The organism is Streptomyces sp. NPDC058371 (assembly GCF_042723265.1).
Lineage (GTDB): Bacteria > Actinomycetota > Actinomycetes > Streptomycetales > Streptomycetaceae > Streptomyces.
Genome location: NZ_JBHXJC010000015.1, coordinates 61,394 through 80,189 on the forward strand (window position 1 = coordinate 61,394; position 18,796 = coordinate 80,189).

At 66.4% G+C, this 18,796-nt stretch carries 13 protein-coding genes; 6 read left to right on the forward strand and 7 right to left on the reverse strand.

The window, feature by feature from the left end:
* The first annotated feature begins 581 nt into the window (after nt 1-581).
* Entirely contained in the window at nt 582-2,294 is a 1,713-nt protein-coding gene (locus tag ACFWM2_RS32870; protein ID WP_383287543.1) for a pentapeptide repeat-containing protein, read from the forward strand.
* Nucleotides 2,295-2,562: 268 nt separating this feature from the next.
* On the opposite strand, the gene ACFWM2_RS32875 is transcribed toward ACFWM2_RS32870, so the two are convergent.
* The gene (locus ACFWM2_RS32875) at nt 2,563-5,553 is read right to left on the reverse strand and encodes a hypothetical protein (RefSeq protein ID WP_383287545.1); all 2,991 of its coding nucleotides are present in this window, start codon (nt 5,551-5,553) and stop codon (nt 2,563-2,565) included.
* Between the two features lie 142 nt (nt 5,554-5,695).
* Complete coding sequence (locus ACFWM2_RS32880) at nt 5,696-6,283, reverse strand: hypothetical protein (protein ID WP_383287547.1); 588 nt, start codon at nt 6,281-6,283, stop codon at nt 5,696-5,698.
* Nucleotides 6,284-6,553: 270 nt separating this feature from the next.
* On the opposite strand from ACFWM2_RS32880, the gene ACFWM2_RS32885 reads away from it, so the two are divergent.
* Both ACFWM2_RS32885 and ACFWM2_RS32890 read left to right on the forward strand, forming a co-directional pair.
* Nucleotides 6,554-7,834 carry an endonuclease domain-containing protein gene (locus ACFWM2_RS32885; protein WP_383287549.1) on the forward strand — a complete coding sequence of 427 codons (1,281 nt, stop codon included), beginning with the start codon at nt 6,554-6,556 and terminating at the stop codon, nt 7,832-7,834.
* A 255-nt stretch (nt 7,835-8,089) separates the two neighbouring features.
* Nucleotides 8,090-8,944, forward strand: coding sequence for a GNAT family N-acetyltransferase (locus tag ACFWM2_RS32890; RefSeq protein WP_383287551.1), 855 nt, complete (start codon nt 8,090-8,092; stop codon nt 8,942-8,944).
* Here ACFWM2_RS32890 and ACFWM2_RS32895 read toward each other — a convergent pair.
* The 3 genes from ACFWM2_RS32895 to ACFWM2_RS32905 all read right to left on the reverse strand — a co-directional run bounded on the left by ACFWM2_RS32895 (nt 8,941) and on the right by ACFWM2_RS32905 (nt 11,945).
* A complete protein-coding gene (locus ACFWM2_RS32895) occupies nt 8,941-10,290 on the reverse strand; it encodes a deoxyguanosinetriphosphate triphosphohydrolase family protein (protein WP_383287553.1) in 1,350 nt (449 codons plus the stop codon). The genes ACFWM2_RS32890 and ACFWM2_RS32895 overlap by 4 nt on opposite strands.
* Nucleotides 10,291-10,641: 351 nt before the next feature.
* Nucleotides 10,642-10,842, reverse strand: a complete 201-nt coding sequence (locus ACFWM2_RS32900; RefSeq protein WP_383287555.1) for a hypothetical protein — start codon at nt 10,840-10,842, stop codon at nt 10,642-10,644.
* A 386-nt stretch (nt 10,843-11,228) separates the two neighbouring features.
* Nucleotides 11,229-11,945, reverse strand: coding sequence for a hypothetical protein (locus ACFWM2_RS32905; RefSeq protein WP_383287556.1), 717 nt, complete (start codon nt 11,943-11,945; stop codon nt 11,229-11,231).
* A gap of 600 nt (nt 11,946-12,545) precedes the next feature.
* Here ACFWM2_RS32905 and ACFWM2_RS32910 point away from each other — a divergent pair.
* The 3 genes from ACFWM2_RS32910 (at nt 12,546) to ACFWM2_RS32920 (ending at nt 16,300) form a co-directional block, all read left to right on the forward strand.
* Complete coding sequence (locus ACFWM2_RS32910; protein WP_383287558.1) at nt 12,546-13,541, forward strand: L-histidine N(alpha)-methyltransferase; 996 nt, start codon at nt 12,546-12,548, stop codon at nt 13,539-13,541.
* A 125-nt stretch (nt 13,542-13,666) separates the two neighbouring features.
* The gene (locus ACFWM2_RS32915) at nt 13,667-14,923 is read left to right on the forward strand and encodes a hypothetical protein (RefSeq protein WP_383287560.1); all 1,257 of its coding nucleotides are present in this window, start codon (nt 13,667-13,669) and stop codon (nt 14,921-14,923) included.
* A gap of 333 nt (nt 14,924-15,256) precedes the next feature.
* Nucleotides 15,257-16,300 (forward strand): GNAT family N-acetyltransferase, encoded by a 1,044-nt coding sequence (locus ACFWM2_RS32920; RefSeq protein WP_383287562.1) that lies wholly within the window; start codon nt 15,257-15,259, stop codon nt 16,298-16,300.
* A 680-nt stretch (nt 16,301-16,980) separates the two neighbouring features.
* On the opposite strand, the gene ACFWM2_RS32925 is transcribed toward ACFWM2_RS32920, so the two are convergent.
* A complete protein-coding gene (locus ACFWM2_RS32925) occupies nt 16,981-17,997 on the reverse strand; it encodes an alpha/beta fold hydrolase (RefSeq protein WP_383287564.1) in 1,017 nt (338 codons plus the stop codon).
* Between the two features lie 4 nt (nt 17,998-18,001).
* Complete coding sequence (locus tag ACFWM2_RS32930; RefSeq protein ID WP_383287566.1) at nt 18,002-18,541, reverse strand: GNAT family N-acetyltransferase; 540 nt, start codon at nt 18,539-18,541, stop codon at nt 18,002-18,004.
* Nucleotides 18,542-18,796: the final 255 nt, after the last annotated feature.

Sequence of the window (18,796 nt, forward strand, 5' to 3'; positions counted from 1 at the left end):
TCGGTTCCACACAGAGGGCTACCGAGCAAATGCGGCTCGCTACGTGACGGAATGTCGGTCGGAGTCGGTGGTCCGGGTCGGTGACGCCGGAGGACGGAGGTTCACCAGGAAGCTCCACACTCCAGCACAGGACTTCGCATGGTCTGGGCCGCGTTTCAGGAGGTCAGTGAATTCCGTCGGTTCCTCAGTTTCGCCGTGATCCGGTAGGCGGTCAGCTGCTCTACGTGTGTCCTGCGTCATCGAACCTTGAGCGCATGTCATCGAAGGGTGATGAAACGCGAGTTCATGCCAAAAAACCTTGAGCGACAGAGCGAGGTCGCTCGATCGGTAGAGCCCGAGAGGAACAACCTCTTCGGGAACCGCGTGTTTCCCTCTATCCGTCTGCTGCTGTAGCCCATGGGTAGGAGCCCGCCCTCTACTCTCCTCTACTCTCACGAGCAACATCGGAGTTCCAGGTTATGAGCATCCCGCCAACCTCAGCACCCTCTTGGCCGTACTGCGCACACGGCGCGAACCCTGCCACCGACCCCGTCGGCTGTCGCGGTATCCACATCCCCGGCCACACCGCGTGCCTCGCTCACGTGGCCGACCCCGACCGCACCGCCTACCTGACGGGCCTGTCCCCCGGCGCCGACATCGACCATCGCGGTACCTCCTTCACCGAACCGCTTCTCAACGCCCTTCTTGCCGCCCTGCGGGACCCCACCACCGGAAAACCCCATCTTGGCCCCGCCAAGTTCGGCGGGGCGCACTTCTCTGGCCCCGCCAAGTTCGGCGGGGCGCACTTCTCCGGCCCCGCCAAGTTCGGCAGGGCGCACTTCTCCGGCCCCGCCGAGTTCGACGGGGCGCACTTCTCCGGCACCACCGTGTTCGCCGGGGCTCACTTCTCGGGCGCCGCCCTGTTCGCCGGGGCGCACTTCTCCCGCGTTGCCAGATTCGACGGGGCGGAGTTCTCCTACGCCGCCTGGTTCGCCGGCGCGCAGTTCTCCGGCAACGCCTTGTTCGTCATGGTGCAGTTCTCCGGCCCCGCCAAGTTCAGCGTGGCGCGGTTCTCCGCCAACGCCGGATTCGTCAAGGCGCGGTTCTCCGCCAACGCGGTATTCGACAAGGCGCAGTTCTCCGGCGACGCCACGTTCTTCGGGGCGCAGTTCGGTGGCGCGTCATCGTTTGGGCCGGTGGTGTGTGCGGGGACCGTCGTTCTGGCGGGGGCGGTGTTCGCGCTGCCGGTGACGATGGAGATAGCAGCGCGGGAGGTGGCCTGTGAACGAACCCAGTGGGACTCAACAGCGACTATCCGCCTGCGCTATGCGGCACTGGATTTCAGTCACACAGTCCTGAACGCCCCCGTAGTGGTCACCGCCCACCCAACCCCCTTCAGCACCAGCAGCGGCGCGCCAGTCGACGAAAGCCTGCTAACAGGACCAGCAGAGGTACGAGTGGCCTCGGTGCAGGGTGTCGACGCCGCCCACCTGGTCCTGAAGGACACCGACCTGTCTGAGTGTCTGTTCTCCGGAACGTTCCACCTCGACCAACTCCGCCTCGAAGGACGCACCACCCTCACCCGTCCCCCCTCCGGCTGGCACCACCGTGGCATATGGCCGGTTCGCTGGAGCCGCCGGCGCACCCTTGCCGAGGAACATCACTGGCGTGCCCAGACCACTCGCCAGCCCATCCTCCCCGCAGGCGCCGTACCGGGGCCCCGGCAGTGGCGTCTGGGCCCACATCACCCCGACCCCGCTCTTACCCCCGACCCCGAGGATGTCGCCGCGCTCTACCGGCAGCTCCGCAAAGCCTTCGAGGACGGCAAGAACGAACCCGGCGCAGCCGACTTCTATTACGGCGAGTGCGAGATGCGCCGCCACGACCGCACCGGCACTCCGAAGGGCGAACGCCTCCTGCTGTGGGCGTACTGGTTGCTATCCGGCTACGGCCTGCGCGCCTTCCGCGCCACCGGCTGGCTACTCGCCGCCATGACCATAACCGTGCTGCTCCTGATGGGCTTTGGCCTGCCCACCCACGACCCCGACCCCGCCACGACCGGTACCCTTCACGGTCAAAGGATCAGCCTCGCTACCAGCACTCCTGATCCTGCCCTTCGCGGCGGATGGCCCCAGCGCATGACCTGGGCGCGCGCGGACAAGGCCACCCGTGTCGCTGTGAACTCGGTGGTCTTCCGATCATCCGAACAGAACCTCACAACTCGCGGGATCTATATCGAGATGGCCTCCCGCCTCCTCGAACCCACCCTTCTCGTCCTCGCCGCCCTCGCTGTACGCGGACGCATCAAACGCTGAACACTGCTCCGCACTTCAGGGCTTTCGCTCAAGGCTCGATGACATTCACTCAAGATTCGATGTCACAGGACACCGTGCATTTGTGGCCGCCCGCCGGCGTCCATCTGTTGCTCGAATACCCGGGCTGCCTCAATCGGTTGCCTAGCAGCGTGGGGCGCTTGCCCGCGCTCGTAGTTGCGGGACCGGCCGGTAACTGCCGCTCTGAGCTGGCGAGGTTGACTTGCACGTCGGCCGGTTCGTATGGAGACCTCAATGAACTCGGGCTGTCTCACTCGGAGAAGCGCAGCCGCTGCCGGAACCACCCGAGAGCCCGAAGGTCGTCGGCGAGCCAGTTGTAGGCGATGTTGGTCGCCGGCCGCGGGTCTCCGGTCGGCAGGGAGATCATGTGGTCGGAGGTGCGGTGGAAGACGGTTTGTGCGTTGCCTCCTTCCATCAGCCCGGTCTCGTCGCGCAGAGGCTGCGGTGCCTCCGCGAGGGTGAGGCTGACCTGGGGCACGGCATCGAGCGGGCTGTCGAGGTCGGGGGTAAGGGTGTAGTACAGGCAGCTGCCCTCGGGCCCATCCTCCCTCGTGATCACCTGCCCCTCGACCCGCACGGGCAGCACGCTGCGCAGGCCCAGTGCGGACCCAAAGCGGGGGAAGTTCTCGCTGACCAGGTCGCGGTAGCCGACGACTGCGTCCCTGAGTACCTCGGTGAGGATACTGACGGTCAGATCCGGAGAGTAGTCCTGCCATCGCTGGCGGTTGGCCGAACTGCGCCGGTCGGGCAAAAGGCGTTGCGGACCGAGGTGCTCGCCGTGCAGGCCAGTGAGGCGGTCGTCGATCCAGCGGATGTCGTGCGAGTCGACCTCGGCCCTGCCGGACGCCTGGCGGAACATCTGGGATGCGTTGACCCTGCTCATCATTTGAGCGACGGCTGCCCGCAGGTCAGCCAGCGGGATGACTGGTTCGGCCCACTGTTGGTGCCTGAACTTCATGATCTGCTGGGCCAGGGACCATATTCTCTCTCCCTCCAGCGGGGAACCTGGAGGCAGAGGAAGTCGTCGTTGGTGCAGCAGCCGAGCCAGCGGTTCAGACAGCCGGTCGCGCGCCCATCGCCACCGCTCCAGATGTCCGGATGGCAGTTCGAACGCCGTTCCTGACTGCCACCCTGCGGCCCGCGCGCCGTCCAGCGGAATGTCAGGCAGGGGGACCAGTTCCGGCTGCGTGGCTTCCCGGGCCTCGCACAGGATCATCCCCCCGTGGCCGCGTAGCCGCACACCCCACTGCACAAGCCGCCCGTGGTGATGGTGCGCCAGTTGGGGACCGCAGGCATCAAAGCCAGTCAGGAACGCCTGGACGGCCTCGCGTAGCTGTGCGCCGGCCTTCAGCGACGACTCGGTGCCCTCTTCCGGAGTGTCGCGGTACACGAAGGGACGGCGGGGCCGGGTGATCTCGTCCAGGATCCATGAAGCGGCGGCCGGGTTGGCCCGGGCCAGGCGCAGCATCCACTCCTCACCGGTCTCCTCCGGCACGGTGGAGACGGCAAAGGCGAGTGCGTATCTCCAGCTGGGGAAGGCGTGGGCGCCGGCGGCTTCCTCCAGGGCAACCATGTCGGAGCGTAGGGCCTGGGCGGCGAAGTATTGCTCGAAGAGGGGCAGCGTAAACCGGAGACCGGCCTCGTCGTCTACGACCAGGTCAGTGTCGGTCAGGGCCCACACCTGCGGATCGGTGGCGAACAACGCAGCTGGTACCGGCTCAAGGGAGGTAAGGATGCGGGTGGCCAACTGGGCAAGCCGGTCCCAGGTCTGATCGTTGGTCTGGGGCCGCCGCTCACGATCGATGATGTCCCGGGCGAGGCCGGAGAGCAGCTGCAGGGGCGAGGTGTCGATCTGTTTGCCGCCGGTGATGCGGGCAGCCATGGCGATGACGAGGAGCGGACTGGTCATCAGCTTGCGGGCTTCCGGCGTGCACGCCGCCGGCGGCACCTCCGCGCCCAGGACGCACCGCAACAGGTCGGCGCCGCGCTCCCGCGGCCACGCATCGGCGGTGAGGCATTCTTCCCGCGCCACTCTGACGCCCTCGCGGCTGGTCGCCAGCACCTGCACCCTCGGCCAGACCAGCACCAAGTGCCGAGCCTCGTCCAGGAGCTGGTCGGCCTGCCCAGGTGCGAGGCTGGAGAGATCGTCGATGACTACCCGGCACGGCCGGATCGGGGCACCCCCGATCGCCTCCGTCACCGTGGCCGACAAGGAACCGGTGACCTTGCGGGCCTCCAGCCACACGGGGATCTCGACCTCGTCGTCGAGCTCCGCAGCCTCAAGTCCCTCCTCCAGCCAGCGCCCGGCCCGCTCGCTCTTGCCTGCGCCCATGGGCCCCACCAGCACCCGCACTTCGCCCTCCGGCACCACCGCAGGCTCGGGGTGCTCGGCCATCCACTCCAACACGGCGTCCCGCCGGTCCGCCGGGACGGGGCTCAGTCGGACACGGCGACTGGCCTGCGCCTGCCGCCGGACAAGGTCGAGTCGCTGCTGGCGGAGCGCCGAATCTACGGCGCCGGTCGGTTTCAGTACGTGAAGGACTGCGATGGCGGCCACGGCAGCGTTGTGGGCGGCCAGCGGCTGGGAGCCCTCCGTGTCCCGCTTGCTCTTATCCGGGTCGGCCTTATCGCTGATCCCCCGGATGATCAGCGTTTGTAGGGTGCCGATGAGGTGGGCAGCCTGGGCGACGCCAGCCCCTTCCATTTCAATGGCGGCGGCGTCGTTGAAATTCTTGTGGATGTAGCGGGCGATCGGGGAGTCGGCGTCGGCGAGGACGACGTCCCCGACGGCGATCGGCTTGAAGTGGGTCCGGGAATCGGTGCGACCCAGGGCCTGACGGGCGGCCTGCTCCAGACGGTGGGAGGCGCGCCAGGCCTCGGGGCGTGCAAGGAGGCCCTCCGGCGTCTGCTTGCCTCCGTGAATGCCATACACCTTGGTTGCCACCACGACGTCACCAATGTTGATGTCGTCCTTCAGGCCGCCCGCCACACCCACGAAGAACAGGGCCTGCGGGGCGAGCCAAGAGTTAACGCGCTCGGTGAGGCTGGCTGCCGTGAGGGTGCCCTCACCGATCTCAGCGAGGGCGACGTACCAGGAGGTCCCGGGGAGTCGGCCGCATTCCATACGGGTGCCGGAAGGGTGTACGAGCCACTCTGTGTTGGTGAGGTGGGCCCGCACGGCCTCAGACTCCACAGGGAGGGCCGTGAGGATGACCACGGTGGGGCGAGAGGTGTCTGCCACGTGACCAGCCTCGACCGTTCTTCTCTTGCATGGGTGGAGAGTTCACCGTAAGGCAAACCGACTGCCGGAACGAGCAATTCCGCGAGGACTGTGGGTACTTGCCGGGACTGGTCCATTGGGTAGGGGGGAGGGTGATATGCCGCTATCGCCTGCCCGTACCGAGCGTTCCTGCGTACAGGAGGATCTGGACGGCGAGCCCGATGATCGCCAGTGCCTCGATCACGGACAGGGCCCTCAGCAGTGCCCCGCTACCCCCATGCACCCAGTACACGACGAGGGCGGCCAGCGGTACGGCGCAGAACGCCCCCTGATCGACCGCGAACTGGATGATTTTGCGAGAGCGGCGCCTCGCGTCGGAGCGGTGGGCGGTCTCCCACCTGAAGGCGGCCTCGGCCGTGTCGGAGCTTCCGATCACCACCGCGAGACGCGGTCCCAGCTCGGTTCGCACATAGTCGCCAATCGCTGAGATCTTCTCGTCGTTGACGAGGTAGGTCCACCCCAGCACCACGCAGACCGGCGGCAGCGCGAGCAGCATCTGCGGCTGCTTGGCCTGCGCGGCAGCCGCGATGACGGCTGCGACCGCCGCCAGCGTCACGTAAAGCAGGTTGTCGCGGAAGCCGATCCGGGCCTTCTGCTCGTCCTTGAGCGTCTGATACTCCGTGAGCAACAGCTGCCCGACCGTGATCTCCGGCCCTCTCCCACTCCCCTGCTCCTGCTGTCCCGATGACATGCTTCCCCCAGCCCTTCATCTTCGCCTGCTCTTGAGCATCCCAGAGTGGGACAGCAGGGGGGCGGACGAAGTGGACAGTGCCTACGGCACGGTGTGAGTGAAGGCGAGGTCCAGGGAACGAAGTTGGTGCCGTCACGGTGCAGTCGTCGCACCTGATTGTCTGGCGAAGAAGCCACGCCCAGGGCAGGGCTTCGAACAGTCGTACGGCAAGTCGTGCGGGAGTGCGGTTGCGCGTGGGGCATTGTCAGACCCCGCTGTCACCATCCCGCAATGGCCCAGATCAGCCCCAGACTCGCCCACGCCTACTTCAATGAGATCTCCGCGGGTTCCGCCGTTCCGCTGGACTTGGACGGCCTCCTGCACATGGTGGACCTGCGCCGTCGCAGCTATGTCGTCATCGGTGACATCGCGCTGCGGTGCTTCAAGAACAAGTCGAAGTGGACGTACGACGAACGCGATATTCGCCGTGGCGCCCAGGAGTACGCAGACTTCCGCCTGGACATCGACGACAGGGTGGAGGTGCAGCTCCCTGCCTATCGTGACCACAATGAGCATGCCCCGGAGGGCCGGGCCGACTGGCGGCGGGAGATCGCGTCCTGGCTGTTCTGGCAGGCCCGTCAGAAGCACCAGGAGGGGCGGCCCTATGAAGAGTGGGACGATAGCTGGAAGCGCATCGGCGTCGGCGGGCTGCCCGGCGAGCTGACCTGGGACGAATTCGTCGCGGCGCGCAGCGGTACCCGGCTGCGAAAGAGCATCGCCAATACCCGGCCGCTGGAGTTGATGACCTTTTCCGGAGGCAGCCTATCTCTGCCGAGGGGCTATGCCGAACTCCTGGACCGTTGGGAGCAGGTGGAGGAGGATCTAGTCGCCCGGGCCCGGACCTGCGAGGGCTGTGCCGCTCAAGGTCCGCGCTGGGGTAGCTGGCGTACGCAGAGCCGGTTCGGTTACGTGACCCTGTGCCCTCCGTGCTCGGGAGCCGCGTTCCAGCGGTACACCGGTCATCTGGGCGGCGTGTTGTACGACTCGCCCCGCGTGCGTGGAACCCGAGCTGACGATTACCTGTGCCGTTTGTGCGCTGAGATTCGAGCGGCGGCCTGGGATCATTGCCACGACCACGGGTTTCTTCGCGGGCCTCTATGCGGCAGCTGCAACACCTTCGAGGGCAAGAGCCATCCGCGGAATTTCCTCGAGGACAGGGAGGGCGCCGCGCTGCACCTGCTGGAGTGCCGCGGCTGCCTGGATCGCCGTACCCTGCCCCGCCGGTACCACGTGGCCATCGTCCAGAAGTATCTGGAGGGGACCGAGCACCACCGCCATCGCGGCCGCCGATGCAAGCGTCGGCCGTCGGTCCGGCACGTGGAACTCGCCCACGGGGCGCAGCGCTTTGAGCTGGAGTGCTGGAGGCACGGGGCGAGGTGGCCGAAGGACGTCACGGTGCCCGAGACCGCGTCGCTCGTACAGGACTTCGTCGATCAGGCGCTCGCCATCGCGCAGCCGGACGCCGTGGTGCCAGCTGCGCGTGCCGGTTCGGAAACGACGACTCCTGCGTGAACAGGCACGTCGCGGATTCGGCGCGGCCGGGTGAACACTTACGCTCCCCCTGGCCAGAGCAACTCCATGGCCTTGTTGCGGCGCGGGGCCGGCTGCCGCTTGGATCCCCAAGTTGCTTGCCAGAACGTGGTGTTGAGGTAGGCACAGGTGGGGGAGATTTGTGATGACAAGGGGAGGAACGCTGTGGGGAAGCGGAATGGTGCGCGCAAGGGCGCCCGTCGGTCGGGGAATCCGGCGCGGCGGGAGACAGAGGGAATGTACTCGGGCAATGTGCTGGGGGAGCGCATGTATGCCGCCGCTGGGCGGGCCGGGATACAACCGGGCATTGTCATCCCGGTCACTGCCGCGGAGTTGCCGAACGGCTTCGTGATCCGGAACGCGACACAAGCTGATGCCGCTCCGCTGGAGCCAGTGATCAGGATGGCCGACCCGGACAACCCTGAGGGCTCCTGGCGGCAGCTGCCTTCCGCGATCGGCCAGAGCCTCGATCCCGAGAAGCTCACGCACGTGCGGGTGGTGGAGGAGAGTTCGTCCGGCGCGCTGGTCGGCGGCATGATGGCACTGCCGGCTGTGTGGGCCTTCACCCACCCCATGCTTATAGGCTCGCCCAACGCGCACATTATCAGCGGCTTGGTCGCCAGCCTGGACTCCCTCGCGGTGGTCGACGCGTGGCGCGGGAAGGGCGTCGCGCGTGCCCTGGTCGCCGAAGCGGAGAGGCTTGTGGGCTCGCATTCGGCGGGGAAGCTGGGCGCAGCCGTCCTGTGCGCCACGCACGACCCGGAGCTGACCGACTTCTACGCCGGGCTCGGCTTCACCGCCTCCCCCGATGGCATCGGCATCCCCACGCCGGCTGGCTTCATCTGCCACGGCCCGATCAAGGGCTACCGCTTCTCGGTGAAGCCCCCTGCGCACCAGCGTCCGGATGGAGCCCCTGCCCACTCCCTACGGGAGGCAGCTGGTCATCCGTGGAGTCCTGCCCGTCCCCGCGCACTGAGCGGGTGGCCGGGGCCGCTCGCCTTGGTTGGGCACGGAATCGCGTGCAAGCGCAACGACCCGCCTCCGGCCCGGCCGCGCCGGCCTATAGCCGCGACTCCCGAGCAGGCACACTAATTGAACCAAACGTCGAAGATAGAGGCCTTCGAGACTTTGAGACCTGTCAGCCGCTCATAAAGGTCGACAGCCTGATCTTCAGTTAGTGCGCACAAGTAGTCACATATCGCGCGAGAGCGGCGCTCAATATTACTCGCATGAGGAGCCGCACCTCGGGACTCTGCATCGGAGATAGCATTCTCAATCTCTGTCAGTAGAACTGGCTTAGCCGCCTTCTCGTCTTGCAGGCATTCGAAGATACCCGCAATTATCCTTCTTTGTCCCGACTGGGCCACCTTGAGCGGCGACTTTTCGATCACATGGAGAAAGGTGAGATTCTTTAGGATCTCCACTTCATACTGGGCGGCAATGTCAACTTCCACATACGGTGGATGGCCATTCGCCGTGGGTCGGACGGCATTGGCTGCTTCGTCGATGAGATTCGACATCAGGGCGTAGAGTATTTTCCGATCTTCAATCGTATCCCCCCATGGCTCAATCGGAAATTCTCGAGAACAAAGGCGACTATATGCCGAATCGAGCTGATCTCGGTCATAATCCTTTCCCCGCCCCACCATGAAGTCGAGAAGGGCATTTCTGCTCGGCTCACTTTTGAATGCGTGCAGCGGAATCAAGTTAGCCCTGAAATAATCGGAGATATCGTGGGTTGCGTAGGACACATCGTCAGCCCAGTCCATCACGATCGCCGCTGAGCTCCTGATGTCCCCTTCAAAGCCACCACGAGCAAACTGGAAGACGTCACGCTCCCTTTCGTACACGCCCCACTTGGTTCCCCGGCTGCGGTCGTGCCAGGAGATGGCCCATTGTGACGGGAAATCCTCAAGGAATACTGGGTATTTTAGAATAGAGTTTAGGCTTGCGCGAGTGAGGTTGAGGCCTAGGCTTCCGCTCCGGACTGCGATTTTACTTACTATTCTAAAGGATTGAGCATTTCCTTCGAAGCCGCCATTTCCCGGACCCACTAGCCCGTCCAAGACGCCCTCAGCGATATGGCCGAATGGAGGATGGCCAAGGTCGTGCGCAAGTCCCGCCACTTCCACGATTTCCGGGAAATCCTTTGCGCTCACTTCGCAATTGAAGCCAGGAAGGCCCACGAGGCGTTCCGCCATGCGGCGGCCCAATTGGCCGACCTTCAGACTGTGAGTCAAGCGATTATGCAGGAGTTGCCGCTCTCGCACTGCGGCAACTTGCGTGATTCCATCGAGTCTGCGAAATGCAGACGAGTAAAGAAGTCGATCCCGGTCGCGCTGATATGGAGACCTATATTCAGCATGTTGCGACGTTTTATTCTCGGACTCGTCCGCGCGCTCGCCGGGAGGAAATTCGTCGTTGATCGACGCCTTCACGATGACCACCTGACATACAAGTTCTTCGTGACCGTCCTTACTCAATCGTGCCTCGTTTCGATCCACCCCGCATCTCAGCTTGCACGGGTGAGATGGCTCCCTATCCCAGCTCAACGGGAGGACCGCTTGTGTCTGCCTGATTGGACCTCAGGGGGCTCTGCGACCCCAGGGAGGCCTAGCTAGTTCGGAGAAGGCATGTGAGGCAGTGCCTGTTCTCCGTCCATGGCGGGTCCGGGCCGCCGCAACAAGAGGCTGGCGGTGGGTGTTCACTGCCCACACGCAGGTGCCCCCTGGGTGTGCATCCGTGTCGGTGCACAGCCAGGGGGCACGGGCCGGCGAGGCCTGCTGGCCTTAGGCGAGGTAGGTCTCGCGTCGGACCTCCTCCAAGTGCTCGTGATAGCGGTCTATTTGCGCAGTCTTTGTTTCCGGATTGAGTTCGAGGAGGCCTCCGCAAGTGCAGGCGAGGGCGCTTTCCGGCCCCTCGGGGGGTTCGAGGATGGGGCCGTGGCCGGGATGGAACTCGGTCTCCCGCCCGGTCAGGGTTGCGATCATGGAAGTGGGCATCAGAGGTGCTCGTTTCGTGAATAGGCGGTGGGTGTCGCCAGACGCGAGGGGGGTTTCCAGCGGGTGAGGGTTGGAGGTATCGGTCGGTGGCGGCCGGCCGAGTTCGATTTTGCATGACCAGCTGTGCGGGCATCCTGCTGCCTTGGCCGCGGCCAATCGAATCCTTGTCGGCCTGCCTTCCGCCACTGCGACCACCACGCCCTGAGTTCAGGCAGCAGCGCATATTTGCAGGCCACTAGGCAAGCGATGCAACTGGTGGTTCTAACCGGGCTGTTGCAACCCGAGGCGCTGCCATAAATCGTGAGCGCCAGCCACGGGATCCCGTACGCGAGCCCCGAATCATAGGGTCTCGCGTAGGGGTTGACAGTTACGGATCAAACGTCACCCTGTGCCTCCGGGTGGACGGGGCACGGCCCGAATCCTGCGCTCTGGCTGGCCGGGGGAACGTGCCGACGGCCGGAGAGAGTGCACGCTGTCTTCGGGGCCGCGTCGCAAATCTCCACGCAGGTGCAGTCCTGGATCTCATCCCAGGAGCCGCCGCTGTCGGTGACCTGCGGTGAGCACCGGTGGCGGTCGGCCATGAGGTCGAGGCGGGCCAGCGTCCATCCCCGCCCCTCGCGTCCCGCCTGGGTAGTGATGGTGGCGCACTTCGTGCAGCGCATCTCTTCGGCTACCTGCCAGTTGCCGCCGAGCGCGGAGTTGACGACCTCGAAGTGGTCCCGCGGGAGTGACTTGGGCTCGCCCACAGCGGCGGTCTCGGCGCCCCCGGTGAGGAACTCCAGGAGTTCCAGCGGCAGGGCAACCTCGAACCCTCGCTGGTGAACGCTGCGGATAGCAGCGCCCACGCCGTCGGTGACAGCCGAGCGGAGGTGTCCGTCCTCAGCCGTGGAATCACGCTCCTCGCGTTCCGGTTCCCTGGACCCGTCCCAGGGAGTCGGCAGGCATTCGATACCGCCGGCAGTAAGGCTCTCGTCCAAGCGCTCCCAGAGCATGCGCACCGGATGCTCCTCGGGTAGCGCGCAGATGGCCTCGGCCATCAACGCATGCAGCTCATCCGTGCCCAACTCGTCAAGGGCGGGCTCCGTGGTCACGTCATTCCTCCTGGGCGTATGCGTCTGTTGGCTTGGGGGTCGTGGGTGCTAGTCGGTGATGCGGTAGGGGTGGCCCACCTGCGGCTCGTCCCCGTCGGCGGTGACGTTTGTGCGGCCACCGGCACGCGACGGTTTCGATGTGGACTCCGGGATGCTCCTCGCAGCGAACCTGGTTGTTCGGACGGTCTCGATTCCTGACGGCAGATCAGGGATTGCGCTGGTTCGGCCTACCAGCGCCTACCGCCGCAACTTCGCGGTGCGTTCAGGGTGGCCCGCTTTGATGTGCCGCATTGCGGGTGTGGGAGGCGATGCGGAACAGGCGCAGACGGTAGAGCAGGTCGTCGATCTCCAATGCCCTCTGGGAACCTGCCCGCCATCCACTGCGGCTGCCGATTTTCAGCCGGGCACACGGGCGGCGCGGGGAGTTCGACTGCACCATCTCCCGCGACGCGGGAGCCCTGTTCAACACGCTGTAGCCGAGGGCGGGACGCGCCGCCGTGCCGCTGGGGCGCGTGCCTTGGATCCGCCATGGTCGAGCGTAATTGAGCACTCGGCGCGAGGGGCACCTGGCGCCCCACCCCGGCCTCGAGGGAGGCTCTCGTGAGCACCATCCGTCTCACCGGCGCGCAACCTGCCGGCATCGCCGCGGCGCGCTGCGACGTCCTCCTAGGCCTGCGCTCTACACCGAAGACGCTGCCTCCGCGGTGGTTGTACGACGCCCTGGGTAGCGACCCTTTTGAGCAGGTCACCGGCCCGCCTCAGTACCACCCCGCTCACATCGAGCGAGAGATCCTGCGCTCGCGTGCCGCCGATATCGCCGTTTCCACCGACGCGCGCACCCTCGTCGAACTGGGGCCTGGAGCACCCGAGAAGAGGCGGTACCTGCTCGATGCGCTACCGGGCCTGCACACCTACGTTGGGGCCAACATCGACGCCACGGCCCGCAGGCAAGCCGGGCCGGCGCGGACCCTTGAGCGTCCGGACCTCAGCGTCCACGCGCTGGTCGCCGGTCGCGCCAGTCCCCGCGCGCTATTCAGCGCCCCCGGCCGCCGCCTTGTGACGGTTCTGGGGGGCGTGTTCGGCGCCCTGTTGCCCGCCGAGCAGGCCACGTTCCTCGACTCCGTCCGCAACCTGCTCGCGGACGGCGACATGCTGCTGCTCGGTGTCGACCTGCTCACCGACCCAGCGGCGCACCTCGCAGGGTACGACGACCCCCACGGGACGACCGCCGCGCTCAACAAGCGAGTGGTCCACGCGTTGAATCGTGAGCTGGGCGCGGACTTCGACCCCGACACCTTCGAACACGCCGCCCTATGGAATGCCGCTCATGAGCGGGTCGAGATGCGGTTGCGCTCGTGCATCGAGCAGACGGTGAAGCTTCCTGCTCTTGACCTGGCTTTGATCCTCGCGACCGGCGAGGAGCTGCACACCGAGGTCGCTGCGAAATTCAGGCAGCCTGACCTGCTACGTCAACTGAGCCACAGCGGCCTGGAGTTGCAGAGGTGGTTCGCCACCCCAGCCCAGCGCTGCGGCCTCGCGCTCGTCGCCCCTCGGGTCCGTCCCTCCGCCGGTCACGTCACGACCTGTGTCCGCTGACGCACCGGTTCAACCCCGTATCCGTCAGTTTCCAACCGGTTTGGAGTGCACCCCGCATGGCCTTTCCTTCTGTGACTGTCGGTGACGCCGGCATCAGTAGAACCGCCTCGTCTGTCCTGCCTGGAGTGGCCGCGGTGGTCGCCCCGTACGGCTCGGGCAGGCACTACGCGCCGGAGTTCGCCAGCCGGGGATGGACGTGCATCGCGGTGACTCCTGCAGACGATGCGCTGCCTCCCCTGTATCGCGGCAGCCTTGACCCAGCCGGGTATCAGCAGGTCGTGGTCCACGGCGACAGCGTCGAAGAGACCGCGCGGGCCCTGCGGGGGCTGCGGGTGACGGCCGTTGTTGCCGGCACGGAGATCGGTGTGCCGCTCGCGGAGCAGTTGGCCCACCGTCTGGGGCTGGCTGGCAACGACCCCGCGACATCGCATCATCGTCGTGACAAGGGTGCCATGGCACGCGCGCTGGAGGTGGCCGGGCTCGCCGGACCGCGGAGCCTGAGCACCGACCGTCTCCCAGAGGCGCTGCTCTGGGCGAACTCGCTCGATGGCATCACCGATTTCGTGGTCAAGCCGGCCGACAGCGCCGGATCCGACGGGGTGTTCTTTTGCTCCAGCCCCGCGGAGATCCGGGCGGCCTGGGAACGCCTCCATCTGGTCCCGAACGCGATGGGCGGGAGCAACTCACACCTCGTCGTCCAAGAACGCCTCCACGGCTCCCAATACGTCGTCAACAGCGTCTCGGCGGCCGGAGCCGAGGGCAGGCCCCGGCACACGGTCACCGAGTTCTGGGCCGACCTCCGGACCGGCACGCATCTGTACGACCGCCTCGACCTGTTGCGTCCCCACGCCCTCGTGCCACGCCGTCTCGCCAACTACACGGTGCGGGTCCTTGATGCCCTGGGGATTTCAACAGGGCCAGCGCACACAGAGCTGATGTTCGTACCCGGACGCGGCCCCATCCTGATTGAGAGCGGCGCCCGCCCGGAGGGCTCCTACGACCCTGCGGCCATGCGCGAGGCCACCGGCAGCGACCACATTCGCGACGCCGTCCACGCGGCGGTCACGGGGACGCCCAGCCGCCTTGCAGCACGTCGATCCCAGGCCCACGTTTCCAAGGTTTCGCTCATCGCACCCCACGACGGCGTCCTCGATGAGGACCTGGTGCACTGCCTCCTAACGCTGCCGACGGTCCGGGGCTACGTCGGCGCACTTGTCCCGGGCATGGCCGTCCGCCGCACCGTCGACCTGCTGACCTCTCCCGGTCGCCTGGTCCTCGCCGCCGAGGACCCGTGCGCGATTGACGAGGACTACACCGCGATCCGCGCCATGGAAGCCTCTGGGCTATACGGCAAGGCAGCACGGTGTACCCGCACAGCCTGACCGACACCAAAAGCGGCGGGCACTGTCACTCCGCGAGCTATGCAGACGGCGACTCCGGCTACCTGCCTGAGATGCACTGGTCTGGTTCACGGACTACAACGGAGGCTGCGCGAACGACGGTTGCAAGGCCTGCAAGATCCCCAACGATTCCTGAGCGGGCCAGCTGTGGTGGCGTCGTCGAGCAGGTCGACCAACCCGGCCGGGGCCACCCACACGAAGCTCGTCAGCCGCTGGGCCTTCCGTCGCCACAGCCTGTAGCCAGCGGTCTCGAACCGCTTGCCCGCCGCCCTCGCGGCACCGATCCGGCATGAGCCCAGGAGACAGACGACCACGATGCTCCACACCACATGCGTACTCGACGGCCCTGCGGCCATGGACTTCCTCGACACCCAATGGCGGGAGCTGTATCAGCACGATCCTCTGGCAACGCCGTATCAATCGCCTAACTGGCTCGCGGCCTGGGCAGGGCACCTTCCGCACACCATCACGCCCGTGATCCTCGCTGTGCAGGCGCCCACGGGCCGGGCCCTGGCCGCTCTCGCGCTGGCGCGCGAGGACAACGGCCCGGGCCGCACGCGGTACTTCCCGCTCTCCGCTCCGCACGCCGAGTACGTGCGCCCGATCGGCCCCCATGCAGAGGACCCATCAGTCGTAGCGGCCCTCGCGTTCTGCCTTCTTCTGTTCGCCGAGGACGGCGGACAGGTCGAGATGACGGACGTGCCCATCGGCAGCGGTCTGGGTCAGTGCCTGACGCAGGCCACTGCCGATGGGGACTGGCAGCACCGCATCAACCCGTGTGCGGAGATCAGGCTCCCCCTCGATTTCGACGCGATGTCCCGCACGACCAGACGCAACCACGTCCGGCGAAAGCGCATCTGGAAGAGCCTTGACGTCGACCACCATGTCACCTACCAACAGACCCGGTGTGTGGACGAACTCCTGTCCGCGTACGACGTCCTGGTGCAACTCCACCAGAGCCGTTGGGAGGGGCACGCGCAGCTGCCCGGGGCTCTCATTGCGTCCGACGCCGACCAGTGGCGATCTGTACTGAGGCACTGCGGCGAGGCCGGCGCCACGATCGCCACCCTCGTGCTCGATGGAGAAACGATCGCGTCTCAGCTCTGCCTGACACGGGGGACCACGTGCTTCTCCGTCCTATCGGCCATGGACCCCCGCCAACAGCACCTAGCGCCTGGCCATGCCCTTCTCCGGTTCCTCGCCACGGCTCTGCCCGCGGAGGGCATCCGCACCCTCGACCTGGGCCGAACCGCTCCGGGCCAGCGGGCCTACAAGTCCCAGTACCAGCCACACTGGAGCAACACGGTATCCACGGTCACCACACCCCATGTTGTCGGGACGCACCGAAGATTTCAGTAGCGCACGAAAGATTGCAGTGAGGCGAACCTAAGTTGCCGTCAGGGCTGGTCAGGGGCCTGTCGGTTGGGTCGGACCGTCGGCTACTGAAATCTCTCGTGCGGCGACTATGACCCAGGCCACCGCACGAAAGATTTCAGTCCCCAGGTCAGGGGCCTGCCACCTGAAATCTTCGGTGCGTCCCGACACCATGTTGAACGGCACCGAACGGTTCAGTTGCGCCCGAAACAGCTCGGTCGACGGTTCGCCGGCGCGTTCGACTCAGGACCGCGGCCACGACGGACCAGGCCTCGGTGTCCCGGCATCGTGGTGCTGCGAAGTCGTGACCAGCAGAGACCATGGACCTGGAGCATCGGGGGCAACGGTGCTCCGTGACGCCGGGATGCTGCTTGAACGCAACGCAGCATGCCACGCATGCGTAGTGCAGTTGGGGGGACTTTCCGGCGTAGCGGCACACGGTACGGCCTACCTTGCGGCCGTCATTGGGTGGGGCACGGCATGGCGCCGAACAGTTCACGCGGCTAACAGGCGCAACAAGGGGCGGTCGCCCGGCAGTTCCTCGCCGAGTGTGGCATCCGGTCGTAGGTGAAGCTGGCCTCCGCCTTCGGAGCGAACGCGCGTGTCCCGGGATTGGAGATGCGCATCGGGTGGCTCAACCCCCTCCCCCACTGGGGAGCATGACACTAGTGGCTTGTTTCGATCAGTGTCTCCTGCCGCACGCGTGTCGGTGATCCCGAGCATCGGGTGGGCCACGTGTCGATCCACGGGAGCCGACCGCCGCGCCTGAGCGTGCTGCGCCTGGGGAACAGCAGGTGGGCGGCGGCCTTCAGGAGGCCGTCGGCGTCACGTGTCGGAGTCGAACGGTGATCGCGGGCTCGCTCGACCAGGTTCATCAGGAGAGAAGCAAGAAGGGCGGGTCGCTCAGCGAGGATCCGGTGGCTAGCTCCCTCGGCCACGTGGACACGGGCGTGGGCGAGTTCAGCGGCGAGTCGGCAGGTGTGCACGGGAGGGATGACGCGGTCCTGCGCGCCCGTCACCAGATGGACGGGCGTTGCTTGCAGTGCGGCGAGGCGGCCCGCGACGTCGAAGTCCAAGATCGCCCGGTACCAGGCTGCGGCTACATCGGTGGCTGGCCGCGGGATTGTCGAGGGGGCCAGAAGATCTCGTAGGTACTGGGTTGAGCGCGGAGCGCGGGTGCAGGCGTGGGCGATGGCCGTGCGCGCGCTGCCAACAGCACGGGTGAGTGGCGGGTGTCCCCCCAGGCGTAGATCGATCTGGCCGTTACTGGCGCTCACCAACAGCAGGCCCGCGATCCGCACGGGCGTGGTGCGCGCTCCCCTGGCCCCGTACTCCAAGGCGCCCAGTGCCCCCATGGAGTTCGCGGCCACGATGGCCGGGGTGTCAGTGCTGAAGGCGCTCAACACGGCCTCAAGGTCGTCGGCCAAGGCCCCGATTCCGGCTGGCGTGCGGCCCTGCGTCGAGGCGCCGTGGCCGCGTTGGTCGAAGGTGAGGATCCGCACCCGGTCGTCTGCCGGTAGGTGTCGGATCACGTCGTCCCAGACGGCGGAGGAAGCCGACCAGCCGTGCGCCAGGACCAGCGTCACATCGGGTGTGGCGTTCGGCTCCCGCCGGTAGACGGCAAGGCGCGTGCCGTCCGGCCGGTTGAGGTGGAGTGGACTTTTGGCCGAGTTGAAGTCCATCGGGCTACCTGACGGAGATCGTGAGGTCGACAGTCGAGCTGTGAGTGGCTTGGCGGGAGGAGCCGAGCGTCCTCAGGATCTTTAACATCCGCACGTTGTCCGAGCCGGTCATGACGACGATCGAGGAGCAGTCGAAGCCTCGGGCCTGTGCGCGGGCGTACTGCACCAGAGAGGTGCCCAGGCCTCGGCTCTGCCACGGGTCTTCGATCATGATGCCGAGCTCGACTGCACCGGTCTCGGTCGTACGGACTAGGTTCATGGTCGCGATGATCTTGTGTGGATCTTCCTCGGGATGGGTGACCCAGGTGAGGCTGCGGTCGGGGCGTGTCAAATGATCAAATTCGGAGAGCCGAAGCGATCGTCGAGCGGCCTGGTAGCGGGCGAAGCGCGTCTGGAGAGAACAGCGCTCGTGGAGCCCATTCACCGCGTCGAAGTCGTCGAGGGTTGCGGAGCGAGTGACTGTGCGGGTGGCAGCGTGAGCGTGGCTGGTCGTCGTGACGCCAGTTCGCGACGGCGCGATGGTGATCAGGGCAGGAGTGGGCACGGTAGTCCTAGCCTTGTAGGGGCAGCAGGGGCTCAAGACACGGTGCTGGAGTGCCGCGGCTGTAGGAGCCCGGGCGGGACCTACTGACCGGGGTCCGGCACCATCACTTGATGCGCCGTACCCCATGGCGGGATCCCGGCGAGTGGCACGGGCGGGCTGTCCGCCGCGGGATGTCGCGGGAGGTCGGTCGCCTCCGTGGGGAAGCGGCGGGCCGCGGCCTCACGCCTGCGGTTGAGCCCGCGGTCTCCTGGCCTG

What these genes read in the sequence shown, in the direction of transcription:
- ACFWM2_RS32885 (WP_383287549.1), top strand. Translation starts at nt 6,554, where the DNA reads ATGGCCCAGATCAGCCCCAGACTCGCCCACGCCTACTTCAATGAGATC.
- ACFWM2_RS32925 (WP_383287564.1), bottom strand. Translation starts at nt 17,997, where the DNA reads ATGGACTTCAACTCGGCCAAAAGTCCACTCCACCTCAACCGGCCGGAC.
- ACFWM2_RS32880 (WP_383287547.1), bottom strand. Translation starts at nt 6,283, where the DNA reads ATGTCATCGGGACAGCAGGAGCAGGGGAGTGGGAGAGGGCCGGAGATC.
- ACFWM2_RS32920 (WP_383287562.1), top strand. Translation starts at nt 15,257, where the DNA reads ATGCTCCACACCACATGCGTACTCGACGGCCCTGCGGCCATGGACTTC.
- ACFWM2_RS32900 (WP_383287555.1), bottom strand. Translation starts at nt 10,842, where the DNA reads ATGATCGCAACCCTGACCGGGCGGGAGACCGAGTTCCATCCCGGCCAC.
- ACFWM2_RS32890 (WP_383287551.1), top strand. Translation starts at nt 8,090, where the DNA reads ATGTACTCGGGCAATGTGCTGGGGGAGCGCATGTATGCCGCCGCTGGG.